10 protein-coding genes are annotated in these 12,212 nt (G+C 62.3%); 1 reads left to right on the top strand and 9 read right to left on the bottom strand.

The genetic code is table 11. The features are described from left to right. The 7 genes from ccoP (P5704_003520) to ccoN (P5704_003490) all read right to left on the bottom strand — a co-directional run bounded on the left by ccoP (P5704_003520) (nucleotide 1) and on the right by ccoN (P5704_003490) (nucleotide 6,594). Nucleotides 1-918 (bottom strand): cytochrome-c oxidase, cbb3-type subunit III, encoded by a 918-nt coding sequence (gene ccoP, locus P5704_003520; protein ID WOF79582.1) that lies wholly within the window; start codon nucleotides 916-918, stop codon nucleotides 1-3. Then, complete coding sequence (locus tag P5704_003515; GenBank protein ID WOF81162.1) at nucleotides 919-1,104, bottom strand: CcoQ/FixQ family Cbb3-type cytochrome c oxidase assembly chaperone; 186 nt, start codon at nucleotides 1,102-1,104, stop codon at nucleotides 919-921. A gap of 6 nt (nucleotides 1,105-1,110) precedes the next feature. Next, nucleotides 1,111-1,722, bottom strand: a complete 612-nt coding sequence (gene ccoO / locus P5704_003510; protein WOF79581.1) for a cytochrome-c oxidase, cbb3-type subunit II — start codon at nucleotides 1,720-1,722, stop codon at nucleotides 1,111-1,113. A gap of 11 nt (nucleotides 1,723-1,733) precedes the next feature. After that, nucleotides 1,734-3,161 carry a cytochrome-c oxidase, cbb3-type subunit I gene (gene ccoN, locus P5704_003505; protein WOF79580.1) on the bottom strand — a complete coding sequence of 476 codons (1,428 nt, stop codon included), beginning with the start codon at nucleotides 3,159-3,161 and terminating at the stop codon, nucleotides 1,734-1,736. A gap of 353 nt (nucleotides 3,162-3,514) precedes the next feature. After that, nucleotides 3,515-4,450 carry a cytochrome-c oxidase, cbb3-type subunit III gene (gene ccoP, locus P5704_003500; GenBank protein ID WOF79579.1) on the bottom strand — a complete coding sequence of 312 codons (936 nt, stop codon included), beginning with the start codon at nucleotides 4,448-4,450 and terminating at the stop codon, nucleotides 3,515-3,517. 94 nt (nucleotides 4,451-4,544) lie between these two features. Continuing rightward, on the bottom strand, nucleotides 4,545-5,156 hold the full coding sequence (gene ccoO, locus P5704_003495) for a cytochrome-c oxidase, cbb3-type subunit II (protein ID WOF79578.1): 612 nt from the start codon (nucleotides 5,154-5,156) through the stop codon (nucleotides 4,545-4,547). 13 nt (nucleotides 5,157-5,169) lie between these two features. After that, nucleotides 5,170-6,594 (bottom strand): cytochrome-c oxidase, cbb3-type subunit I, encoded by a 1,425-nt coding sequence (gene ccoN / locus P5704_003490; protein WOF79577.1) that lies wholly within the window; start codon nucleotides 6,592-6,594, stop codon nucleotides 5,170-5,172. A gap of 63 nt (nucleotides 6,595-6,657) precedes the next feature. Between ccoN (P5704_003490) and P5704_003485 the strand changes: the two genes are divergently transcribed. Then, a complete protein-coding gene (locus P5704_003485; GenBank protein ID WOF79576.1) occupies nucleotides 6,658-7,350 on the top strand; it encodes an alpha/beta family hydrolase in 693 nt (230 codons plus the stop codon). Nucleotides 7,351-7,617: 267 nt separating this feature from the next. On the opposite strand, the gene P5704_003480 is transcribed toward P5704_003485, so the two are convergent. Both P5704_003480 and acnA read right to left on the bottom strand, forming a co-directional pair. Continuing rightward, entirely contained in the window at nucleotides 7,618-9,186 is a 1,569-nt protein-coding gene (locus P5704_003480; GenBank protein ID WOF79575.1) for a PAS domain-containing methyl-accepting chemotaxis protein, read from the bottom strand. Nucleotides 9,187-9,531: 345 nt separating this feature from the next. After that, on the bottom strand, nucleotides 9,532-12,207 hold the full coding sequence (acnA, locus tag P5704_003475) for an aconitate hydratase AcnA (GenBank protein WOF79574.1): 2,676 nt from the start codon (nucleotides 12,205-12,207) through the stop codon (nucleotides 9,532-9,534). Between the last annotated feature and the right edge of the window lie 5 nt (nucleotides 12,208-12,212).

Genomic DNA, 12,212 nt, shown 5'->3' with positions numbered 1-12,212 from the left:
TCACTGCTCCGGCTGCTGCGACAGGCTGTAAACGTAAGCCGCCAGCAAGTGCACCTTGTCGTTGCCAAGGATTGCTTCCTGGGCCGGCATGCGGCCATTGCGACCGTAGCGAAGGGTCTGCTGGATCTGAGCGAAGCTCGAACCATACAGCCAGACATTGTCGGTCAGGTTCGGCGCGCCCATGGCAGCAACGCCCTTGGCTTCCGGTCCATGGCAGACTACACAGTTGGTCGCGAAGATTTTTTGACCCTGCTCAATGTCGACGCTGATACCCTCTGGGGTATCGCGGCCGGACAGGCTGCGCACATAACCGGCCACGTTGCGGATGCCTTCTTCGCCGATCACGTCCCGCCAGGCCGGCATCGCCGCCTGACGGCCGTGCAGGATGGTGGTCTTGATGGTTTCCGGCTCACCGCCCCATAGCCAGTCGTTGTCGGTCAGGTTGGGGAAGCCGTAGGCGCCCTTGGCATCGGAGCCGTGGCAAACCGAGCAGTTGGAGGCGAACAGGCGGCCGCCCATCTTCAACGCCTGAGCGTCCTTGGCGACTTCCTCTACCGGCATGGCAGCGTATTTGGCGAACAGCGGGCCGTACTGCTCGTCCGCCTTGTCCATCTCGCGTTGCCATTCCTTGACCTGAGTCCAGCCACCTTCATAGCCCGGCAGGATGCCTTTCCAGTTACCCAGGCCGGGGTACAGCGCCAGGTAGCCGAGGGCGAAGATGACGGTGCCGACGAACAGCATGAACCACCAGCGTGGCAGCGGGTTGTCGTATTCCTCGATGCCGTCATAGGAATGGCCGACGGTTTCTTCAGTGCTGTCAGGGCGTTGGCCCTTGCGAGTTGCCAGTAGCAGCCAGACCAGCGCGGCAATGGTGCCGAGGCTCAGCAGGGTGACGTACCAACTCCAAAACGAGGTCATTTATTTCTTACTCCTGGAAGCTTCTTCATCACGCTTCTTGGCGTCGGTCTCGTCGTCCGCGAAGGGCAGGTTGGCGGCTTCGTCGAAGCTATTCTTGCGTTTGCTGCTGTAAGCCCAGAGCACCACGCCGATAAAGGCGACGAATACCAGAATTGTGCCCAGGCCGCGAAGAGTCCCGATTTCCATCATGCGTTACCGTTTGTTGGTGAGTGCAGTGCCGAGTACTTGCAGGTAGGCCACCATGGCGTCCATTTCGGTCTTGCCACGGACGGCATCCCGGGCGCCGGCGATGTCTTCTTCGCTGTACGGCACGCCGAGGGTGCGCAGTGCCGACATCTTCTTGGCGGTGTCCTTGCCGTCGAGGGTGTTCTCCACCAGCCACGGGTAGGACGGCATCTTCGATTCCGGCACTACGTTGCGCGGGTTGTACAGGTGCGCGCGGTGCCAGTCATCGGAGTAGCGGCCGCCGACACGGGCCAGGTCCGGGCCGGTACGCTTGGAGCCCCAGAGGAACGGATGGTCGTAGACGCTTTCGCCGGCGACCGAGTAGTGGCCGTAACGCTCGGTTTCGGCACGGAACGGACGCACCATCTGCGAGTGGCAGCCTACGCAGCCTTCGCGGATGTACAGGTCGCGGCCTTCCAGTTGCAGCGCGGTGTAAGGCTTCATGCCTTCGACCGGCTCGTTGACGGCGTCCTGGAAGAACAGCGGGACGATCTGGGTCAGACCGCCGATGCTCACCGCCAGGATCATGAACAGGGTCAGCAGACCAATGTTCTTTTCGAGTACTTCGTGATTCTTCATCTATCCGTTCCTCAAGCGATCTGCGCAGCAGCGTCGTACTGAGCTGCTTTGGCGGCACGCACAGTGCGCCAGGTGTTGTAGGCCATCAGCAGCATGCCGGCGAGGAAGAAGGCGCCGCCCAGTGCGCGGACGATGAAGCCGGGATGGCTGGCTTCCAGTGCCTCGACGAAGGAGTAGGTCAGCGTGCCGTCTTCGTTGATCGCGCGCCACATCAGGCCCTGGGTGATGCCGTTGACCCACATCGAGGCGATGTAGAGCACGGTGCCGATGGTGGCCAGCCAGAAGTGCGCATTGATCAGGCCGATGCTGTGCATCTGCTCGCGACCGAACACTTTCGGGATCAGGTGATACATGGAGCCGATGGTGATCATCGCCACCCAGCCGAGGGCGCCGGCGTGTACGTGGCCGATGGTCCAGTCGGTGTAGTGCGACAGCGCGTTGACTGTCTTGATCGCCATCATCGGACCTTCGAAGGTCGACATGCCGTAGAACGCCAGCGAAACCACCAGGAAACGCAGGATCGGGTCGGTGCGCAGCTTATGCCAGGCGCCCGAAAGGGTCATCATGCCGTTGATCATGCCACCCCAGCTCGGAGCCAGCAGGATGATCGACATCACCATGCCCAGGCTTTGTGCCCAGTCCGGCAGAGCGGTGTAGTGCAGGTGGTGCGGACCGGCCCAGATATAAAGGGTGATCAGCGCCCAGAAGTGGACGATCGACAGGCGATAGGAATACACCGGGCGCTCAGCCTGCTTGGGCACGAAGTAATACATCATGCCCAGGAAGCCGGTGGTCAGGAAGAAGCCCACGGCGTTGTGGCCGTACCACCATTGCACCATGGCGTCGGTCGCACCCGAGTAGATCGAGTAGGACTTGAACCAGGACACCGGGATTTCCAGGTTGTTGACGATGTGCAGCATCGCCGTAACCAGGATGAAGGCGCCGAAGAACCAGTTGCCCACATAGATGTGCTTGGCCTTGCGCTTCATGATGGTGCCGAAGAACACGCCGATGTAGGACACCCACACCAGAGTGATCAGGATATCGATCGGCCACTCCAGTTCCGCGTACTCCTTGGAGCTGGTGAAGCCCTGCGGAAGCGTGATGACCGCAAGCACGATCACAGCCTGCCAACCCCAGAAGGTGAAGGCCGCGAGGCCGTCGGAGAACAGGCGCGCCTGACAGGTGCGCTGAACCACGTAATAGGACGTGGCGAACAGTGCGCAACCACCGAAGGCGAAGATCACCGCGTTGGTGTGCAATGGTCGCAGACGGCCGAAGCTCGTCCACGGCAGGTCGAAGTTGAGCGAGGGCCACACCAACTGCGCGGCGATCAAAACACCCAGGCCCATCCCGATGATTCCCCATACCACCGTCATGATGGCGAATTGGCGAACCACCTTATAGTTATAAGCAGTCTCACTTATTGCTGTGCTCATGCAAGGCTTCCACGCTAATGGCATTTTCGAAGGCAAAAACGGCGGCAAGTATGGAGAAAGCAGGGGGGCAATGCAAACGACGCCCGGGCTCTCTTGGCTGGCCAAAACCCTGATTTAAAGCGTTTTCCATGCGCTGCGCAGGGATTTTTCGCACCAGGCCGGTGCGCGAGAAATACCGAGTTTCGCCTTATGGTTCTAGGTGGTGCGGCGAGTCGGAAGCAAAGCTTAGAAGTGCGTAAGCGGGCGGGGAAGGTCTTCGGTCGGCTGATGATGCGACAGATGGTCGCAGCGCGACAGGAGTTGCCTGAGGACAAGGCGGGAAGGGCGGTACGAGTGTACCGCCCTTTTACGACTTACTGCTTGGCGAGTTGTTCAGGTTTCTGCGACAAGCTGTAAACGTAGGCGGCGAGCAGGTGAACCTTGTCGTCGCCCAGGTACTGCTGCTGGGCAGGCATCTGGCCGTTGCGGCCGTGGCGGATGGTCTGCTGCAGCTGGCCGAGGCTCGAGCCGTAGATCCAGCCGGAAGCATGCTGAAGATTCGGCGCACCCAGTGCCGCCATACCTTCGCCGCCCTGGCCGTGGCAAACGGCGCAGGTCTGTGCGTAGACCTCCTTGCCTTTGCCCAGATCAGCATCGGTGCCTTCCGGTAGCGGCAGGCCAGCGAGTTCCTTGCGGACGAAGGCTGCAACGTTCTTCACGCCTTCTTCGCCGATGGCCTGACCCCAGGCCGGCATCGCCGCGATACGGCCGTTCAGAATGGTGGTCTTGATCGAGGCTGCATCACCACCCCAGCGCCATTCGCTGTCGGCCAGATTCGGGAAGCCCAGGGAGCCCTTGGCATCGGAACCATGGCAGATGGCGCAATAGTTGGCGAACAGGCGAGCACCCATCTTCACGGCTTGCTCATCCTGGGCGACTTCTTCCACCGACATGGCCGCATACTTGGCGAAGATCGGACCGTATTTCTCGTCAGCTTGAGCGACCTCGCGCTCCCATTGCTTCTCCTGGGTCCAGCCACCCTCGTAGCCTGGCAGAACGCCTTTCCAGTTACCCAGGCCCGGGTAGAGCACCAGGTAAAGGATGCCGAACACCAGCGTGCCGATGAACAGCAGGAACCACCAGCGCGGCAGCGGGTTGTCGTATTCCTCGATGCCGTCGAAGGCATGACCCATCGTTTGATCCGTGGTGCCGGCCGACTCGCCCTTGCGGGTGGCGAAGATCAGCCAGAACAGAGCGACGATGGTGCCCAGCGTCAGCAGGGCGATGTATCCACTCCAGAAAGTGCTCATGTGCTACTCCTGGACAGCCCGAGCAACTCTGGCTGTCCGCGATTGAAGTCCCTGACGGCTGGCGTGGCAGCCGTCATTTTTCTTGGCTGTGCGATTAGCGCTTGTTGGTCAGGGCCGTGCCGAGCACCTGCAGATAGGCCACCATTGCGTCCATCTCGGTCTTGCCCTTGACGGAGTCGCGAGCGCCAGCGATGTCTTCTTCGGTGTACGGCACACCGAGGGTGCGCAGTGCCGACATCTTCTTGGCGGTGTCCTTGCCGTCGAGGGTGTTCTCCACCAGCCACGGGTAGGACGGCATCTTCGACTCGGGCACTACGTTGCGCGGGTTGTACAGGTGCGCGCGGTGCCAGTCATCGGAGTAGCGGCCGCCGACACGGGCCAGGTCCGGACCGGTACGCTTGGAGCCCCAGAGGAACGGATGGTCGTAGACGCTTTCGCCGGCGACCGAGTAGTGGCCGTAACGCTCGGTTTCAGCGCGGAACGGACGGATCATCTGCGAATGGCAGCCGACGCAGCCTTCGCGGATGTACAGATCGCGGCCTTCCAGTTGCAGCGCGGTGTACGGCTTCATGCCTTCGACCGGCTCGTTGACGGCGTCCTGGAAGAACAGCGGGACGATCTGGGTCAGGCCGCCGATGCTCACCGCCAGGATCATGAACAGGGTCAACAGACCGACGTTCTTTTCTAGTTTCTCGTGCGATTTCATTTACCTAGGCTCCTCAGGCGATCTGCGCGGCAGCGTCGTACTCGGCGGGCTTGGCAGCCTGCACGGTGCGCCAGGTGTTGTAGGCCATCACCAGCATGCCGGCGAAGAAGATCGCACCACCGATCATCCGCACCACGAAACCGGGGTGGCTGGCTTCTAGTGCTTCGACGAAGGAGTAGGTCAGCGTGCCGTCGTCGTTGATCGCGCGCCACATCAGACCTTGGGCGATACCGTTGACCCACATCGAGGCGATGTAGAGCACGGTGCCGATGGTGGCCAGCCAGAAGTGGGTATTGATCAGCCCGATGCTGTGCATCTGAGCGCGGCCGAACACTTTCGGGATCAGGTGATACAGTGCGCCGATGGACACCATGGCAACCCAGCCGAGGGCGCCGGCGTGTACGTGGCCGATAGTCCAGTCGGTGTAGTGGGAGAGGGCGTTGACGGTCTTGATCGCCATCATCGGGCCTTCGAAGGTCGACATGCCGTAGAACGCCAGCGAAACCACCAGGAAACGCAGGATGGGGTCGCTACGCAGTTTGTGCCAGGCCCCCGAGAGAGTCATCATGCCGTTGATCATGCCGCCCCAGCTCGGAGCCAGCAGAATCAGCGACATCACCATGCCCAGGCTCTGTGCCCAATCCGGCAGGGCGGTGTAGTGCAGGTGGTGCGGGCCGGCCCAGATGTAGACGGTGATCAGCGCCCAGAAGTGGACGATCGACAGGCGATAGGAATACACCGGACGCTCGGCCTGCTTCGGCACGAAGTAGTACATGATCCCGAGGAAGCCGGCGGTCAGGAAGAAGCCCACGGCGTTGTGGCCGTACCACCACTGCACCATCGCATCGGTCGCACCGGCATACAGCGAGTAGGATTTCATCGCGCTGACCGGGATTTCCAGGTTGTTGACGATGTGCAGGATTGCCACGGTCAGGATGAAGGCGCCGAAGAACCAGTTACCGACATAGATATGCTTGACCTTGCGCGTCGCCAGCGTACCGAAGAAGACGATCGCATAGGCCACCCAGACGATGGTGATCAGGATGTCGATCGGCCACTCCAGTTCCGCGTATTCCTTGGAGCTGGTGAAGCCCAGCGGCAGGGAGATCGCGGCGAGCAGGATGACCAGCTGCCAGCCCCAGAAGGTGAACGCGGCCAGTTTCGGCGCGAACAGCGTGGTCTGACAGGTGCGCTGCACCGAGTAGTAGGATGTCGCGAACAGAGCACAGCCACCGAAGGCGAAGATCACCGCGTTGGTGTGCAATGGACGTAGACGCCCGAAACTGGTCCAGGGGAGGTCAAGGTTCAGAAATGGCCAGGCCAATTGTGCTGCGATGAAAACGCCGAGCCCCATCCCGACGATTCCCCACACCACCGTCATGATGGCGAATTGGCGGACCACCTTGTAACTGTAGGCGGTACTGGTTGCTGTGTTCATGTATGGGCTTCCATCCACGGGTAATGAGCAGTTTTTTTCTTTCTAATAGAAAGCGGGGCAAGGATGGGGAAAGGGCAATCTGCCGGTATTGACACGGATCAATACACACAATGTGACAAAGGGCATCTCGTCAGGTGGAACCCGCCGTCCGCCGGCGCCTGGGCAAGCCTGATCCTGGCGCATGGTGCAGGCGCGCCGATGGACAGCCCGTTCATGGAGCAAATGGCTGCGCGCCTTGCTGCGCGCGGGATAGCGGTTTGCCGATTCGAGTTCGCCTACATGGCGGCACGACGTGCCGGAGCGGGCAGGCGGCCGCCCAGCCCACAGGCCCAGTTACTGGCCCAATGGCGGGATATGCATGCCCTGGTGCGACAGCAGGCCACAGGACCACTGGCCATTGGCGGCAAGTCGATGGGCGGACGAATGGCAAGCCTGCTGGCCGATGAGTTGGGTGCGGAGGCGTTGGTCTGCCTGGGCTATCCGTTCCACCCCGCCGGCAAGCCGGATAAGCCGCGGGTGGCGCATCTGGCCGAGCTGTGCACGCCGACCCTGATCGTCCAAGGCGAGCGTGACGCGCTGGGTGATCGCCAGACGGTGGCCGGCTATTCGCTGTCCGCGGCGATCAGGTTGCACTGGCTCGCCGCCGCGGATCACGACCTCAAGCCGCTGAAGCGTTCCGGCCTGACCCACGAGCAGCACCTGGACCGCGCGGCCGATGCGGTCGCGGCATTTCTGCGGGACGTGGCGCAGGCCTGAGGGCGAAGTGCGAAGACGTCGTAGGTTGGCGCTGAGCGCAGCGAAGCCCAACAGGGATTGGGTTCGACGTGTTGGGCTTCGTCGCTGCGTTCCTCAACCCAACCTACACATCCCGAGCCCACCTACGCGCGAGGTCACAGGCGGCATATTCGTGAGAGACGGCTTTCGCCACGCGCAAGAGCCGCACGTTCCGTGGGGTGTTGGGCTTCGTCGCTTCGCTTCTCAGGCTGCGCGCCCCGACCCAACCTACATGGCGCCTTGGCGCGGTCAGCGGTTGAAGCGCTCGACCAGGGCGTACTGCCCTTGTGCAGTGGCGGCCAGGTCCTCGCTGAGCAAGGCGGAGCTGCGTGCATCACCGGTGGTCTGCTCGGCCAGCCGGGCGATGGTGCTGACGTTGTTGCTGATCTCGTCGGCCACCGCGCTCTGCTGCTCCGTCGCGGACGCGATCTGTGCGGTCATGTCGATGATATTGCCCATCGCCTCGTTGATGCCGCTGAGGGCCTGATCAGCCTGAACCACCTGACCGACGCCGCGCGTCGCATGCACGCGGCCAGCCTCGGTGGTCTGCACGGCGTGACGCGCCTGCGACTGAAGTTTCTCGATCAGTTGATGGATCTCACCCGTGGCACTGGCCGTACGTTGGGCAAGCTGGCGGACTTCGTCGGCGACCACCGCGAAGCCGCGGCCACTTTCACCGGCACGCGCAGCTTCGATCGCGGCGTTGAGTGCCAGCAGGTTGGTCTGGTCGGCGATGCTCTTGATCACATCGACCACTCTGCCGATTGACTCGCTGTCGTTCGCCAGTTGGTTGACCGCCTCGCCCGTCTTCGCGACGGATTCGGATAGCTGTTGAATGGCCTCGCGTGTCTCGGCTGTGACCGTACGGCCCTGATCGGTGAGACGGCTGGCCTCGCGGGTCGCGTCGGCGGCCAGCGCGACGTTGCCGGCGACTTCCTGCGTCGTCGCGGCCATTTCGCTGATCGCCGTTGCGACTTGCTCGGTTTCCTGATGTTGCTGCACGAGGCCGTTGGCGCAGTTCTGTGCCAGCGAGTCGGCCTGCTTGGCTTGGCCCTGCAACTGCACGGCCATGTCCTGCAAGCGCGTGAGGCAGGTCTTCAGATGCGCGTGCTGGCTGAGCATCGCCATTTCCAGTTGGGCTTCGACGCCGCTGCTGTCGGTATACATGCGCGCGATGAGTGGATCGCTGGTGCTCTGGCTCGCCAGCTGCAACAGGCGTTTTATGCCGCGTTGCTGCCAGTGCAGCGCGACGAGGCCGAACGGTACGACCAACAGCGCGGCGGCGATGAATCCCAGCGCATGATCGAAGTTGGCGCCGACTAGAAACCCGATCTGGCTGATGACCAGAAACGGCAGCCATTTGCTCAATACGGGCAGCCAGGTGTCGCGCCGGGGCACGCCGGCCTTGCCGGAATTGATGCGCGCATACAGCGCTTCCGCCCGCTGGACCTGCTCGCGAGTCGGTTTGGTCCGTACCGACTCATAGCCCGTCACCTGGTGCTGCTGGTCGAAAATGGGCGTGACGTAGGCGTTGACCCAGTAATGGTCGCCGGTCTTGCGCCGGTTCTTGACGATGCCCATCCACGGTTTGCCTTGCTTGAGGGTCGTCCACATGTGATCGAACACTGCCGGCGGTACGTCCGGATGGCGCACCAGGTTATGAGGCGCACGAATCAGTTCGTCACGCGCGAAGCCGCTGACCTCGGCAAAGATATCGTTGCAGTAGGTGATCTGGCCTTTGAGGTCGGTGGTGGAGATGAGGCGTTGCTGATCAGGAAACGCGTATTCACGCTTTGTCACGGGTTGGTTGTTACGCATCGACTATCACGCCTGGCAGAGGAATCGTAGGGTGGAGCACCCGACCTGTATGTTTTTTCTAATGGGGCGGGCCGGCCAGTTGGTCGGCCGGAGAGTGGTGTTCTTGAGCGAAAGCTGATTCGCGGATCAGTTTTTACTGCCCACAGGCGACCAGCGGCAGCCGAAGCTTAATGGTTCTGTAACGGGTTTTGGGCACTGTCGGTGCGTGTCCGGGTGCTTCGCGATGCGATGCGACTTGAGGGAGCCGGGCAGCGGGCAGGGACGTCAGGGCAGCTGGAAACCAATCGCCGAAGGACCGGCGGACGCCGATGCGAAAGGAATCGCATCGGCGTTTTCCGGTTTCGATCAGCTCCCGATCAGCTGGCGCAGCACGTAGTGCAGGATTCCGCCGGCCTTGAAGTACTGCACCTCGTTGAGCGTATCGATGCGGCTCAGCACCTGGAACGAGTCACGCGAGCCATCGGCGCGCTCCACGTCCACGGTCAACATCTGGCGTGGCGCGATATCCGCGCCGAGCCCGCGGATCGACAACTTCTCCGTACCGTTCAGGCCCAGCGACTGGCGCGTCTGATCATCGACGAACTGCAATGCCAGCACGCCCATGCCGATCAGGTTGGAGCGGTGGATACGCTCGAAGCTCTCGGCGATTACCGCCTTGACACCCAGCAGGTTGGTCCCCTTGGCTGCCCAGTCGCGGCTGGAGCCGGTGCCGTACTCCTTGCCGGCGATCACCACCAGCGGTACGCCTTCGGCTTGGTAACGCATGGCGGCGTCGTAGATCGAGAGCTTCTCGCCACTCGGCTGATAGAGCGTATTGCCGCCTTCTTCGCCGCCAAGCATCTCGTTCTTGATGCGGATATTGGCGAAGGTGCCGCGCATCATCACTTCATGGTTGCCGCGGCGGGAGCCATAGGAGTTGAAGTCCTCCGGCGCCACGCCCAGCGACTGCAGGTAGGTGCCGGCCGGCGAGCTGGCCTTGATATTGCCGGCCGGTGAGATGTGGTCGGTGGTGATCGAGTCGCCGAACAAGGCCAGCACGCGAGCGTTCTCGACATCTGCCGGCGGGGTCGGAGGCTGGCCGATATCCTGGAAGTAGGGCGGGTTCTGCACGTAGCTGGAATTGGCGTTCCACGCGTAGGTATCCCCGGCGCTGACCGGAATTTTCTGCCAGTGCTCGTCGCCGCTGAAGACGTCGGCGTAACGGCTGCGGAACATCTCGCCATCGATGCGCGCCACCGCTTCGGTGATTTCAGCGCTGCTCGGCCAGATGTCCTTCAGGTACACCGGTTGGTTCTGCGCGTCATAGCCCAGCGGTTCGCGGTCCATGTCGATGCGTGTGGTGCCGGCCAGTGCAAAGGCGACCACCAGCGGCGGCGAGGCCAGCCAGTTGGCCTTGACCAGCGGATGCACGCGCCCTTCGAAATTACGGTTGCCGGACAGGACCGAAGAAACGATCAGATCGTTATCGGTGATCGCCTGGCCGATGGCATCCGGCAGTGGCCCGGAGTTGCCGATGCAGGTGGTGCAGCCGTAGCCCACCAGGTTGAAGCCGAGTTCGTCGAGATAGCGGGTCAGGCCGGCGCGCTTGAGGTAGTCGGTCACCACCTTCGAGCCCGGCGCCAGAGAAGTCTTGACCCAGGGTTTACGTTGCAGGCCGCGCTCGATGGCCTTCTTCGCAACCAGGCCGGCGGCCATCAGCACGTTCGGATTCGAGGTATTGGTGCAGGAGGTGATGGCAGCGATCACCACCGCGCCGTGCTTGAGCTGGAACTGTTCATCGGTGACCGCGAATTCAGCATCGGCCTGCTGTTTGCGCCCGCTGGTCTCCAGTAGCAGGTCGAAGTTCGCGCCGATGTCGCCGAGGGTCACGCGATCCTGCGGACGTTTCGGTCCGGCCACGGAGGGGCGTACCTGGCTGAGATCGAGCTCCAGCGTGGCGGTGAACTCCGGGTCGGGCGAGTTGGCGTCGCGCCACATGCCCTGTGCCTTGCTGTAGGCCTCGACCAGCGCGATGCGTTCTTCGTTGCGGCCGGTTAGGCGCAGGTAATCGATGGTCACCTGATCGACCGGGAAGAAGCCGCACGTGGCGCCGTATTCGGGGGCCATGTTGCCGATGGTGGCGCGGTCGGCCAGCGGCAGGTGATCCAGGCCGGGGCCGAAGAACTCGACGAACTTGCCGACCACGCCGTGCTTGCGCAGCATCTGCGTCACGGTCAGCACCAGGTCGGTGGCGGTGACACCTTCATTGAGCTTGCCGGTGAGGCGGAAGCCGATCACTTCCGGGATCAGCATCGACACCGGCTGGCCGAGCATTGCCGCCTCGGCCTCGATGCCGCCGACACCCCAGCCGAGAACGCCGAGGCCGTTGATCATGGTGGTGTGCGAGTCGGTGCCGACCAGGGTATCCGGATAAGCATAGGTTTCGCCGTTCTCTTCACGGGTCCAGACCACCTGTCCGAGGTATTCCAGATTCACCTGGTGACAGATACCGGTGCCCGGCGGTACTACGGCGAAGTTGTCGAAGGCCTGCTGGCCCCAGCGCAGGAACTCGTAGCGTTCACCGTTGCGCTGCATTTCGATGGCAACGTTCTGCTCGAATGCCTGATCGTTGCCGAAACGGTCGACCATCACCGAGTGGTCGATGACCAAGTCCACCGGCGACAGCGGGTTGATCTTCTGCGGATCACCGCCGGCCTTGGCGACGGCGTCGCGCATGGCCGCCAGGTCGACGACTGCCGGTACGCCGGTGAAGTCCTGCATCAGTACGCGGGCAGGGCGGTACTGGATCTCCATCTTGGAGCTGCGCGTGTCCAGCCAGCTCACCAGGGATTTCAGGTCGTCGGCGCGGACTGTCTGGTTGTCTTCCCAGCGCAGCAGATTCTCCAGCAGTACCTTCAGTGACGTGGGTAGGCGGCTGATATCGCCCAGTTGGGCGGCTGCGTCGGGCAGGCTGTAGTAGTGGTAGGTCTTGCCGGCGACTTCGAGGCTGCGGCGGCAATTCAGGCTATCCAGGGAAGGCATTCCTC

This window comes from Pseudomonas sp. FeN3W (assembly GCA_030263805.2).
GTDB classification, from domain to species: domain Bacteria; phylum Pseudomonadota; class Gammaproteobacteria; order Pseudomonadales; family Pseudomonadaceae; genus Stutzerimonas; species Stutzerimonas stutzeri_G.
The sequence above is the reverse complement of the archived record's forward strand: the minus strand, read 5'-3'. Positions and strand labels throughout refer to the sequence as shown.

Coding starts and splice junctions, on each gene's coding strand:
- ccoP (WOF79582.1), bottom strand. CDS start 918: ATGACCTCGTTTTGGAGTTGGTACGTCACCCTGCTGAGCCTCGGCACC.
- P5704_003515 (WOF81162.1), bottom strand. CDS start 1,104: ATGGAAATCGGGACTCTTCGCGGCCTGGGCACAATTCTGGTATTCGTC.
- ccoO (WOF79581.1), bottom strand. CDS start 1,722: ATGAAGAATCACGAAGTACTCGAAAAGAACATTGGTCTGCTGACCCTG.
- ccoN (WOF79580.1), bottom strand. CDS start 3,161: ATGAGCACAGCAATAAGTGAGACTGCTTATAACTATAAGGTGGTTCGC.
- ccoP (WOF79579.1), bottom strand. CDS start 4,450: ATGAGCACTTTCTGGAGTGGATACATCGCCCTGCTGACGCTGGGCACC.
- ccoO (WOF79578.1), bottom strand. CDS start 5,156: ATGAAATCGCACGAGAAACTAGAAAAGAACGTCGGTCTGTTGACCCTG.
- ccoN (WOF79577.1), bottom strand. CDS start 6,594: ATGAACACAGCAACCAGTACCGCCTACAGTTACAAGGTGGTCCGCCAA.
- P5704_003485 (WOF79576.1), top strand. CDS start 6,658: ATGGGGAAAGGGCAATCTGCCGGTATTGACACGGATCAATACACACAA.
- P5704_003480 (WOF79575.1), bottom strand. CDS start 9,186: ATGCGTAACAACCAACCCGTGACAAAGCGTGAATACGCGTTTCCTGAT.
- acnA (WOF79574.1), bottom strand. CDS start 12,207: ATGCCTTCCCTGGATAGCCTGAATTGCCGCCGCAGCCTCGAAGTCGCC.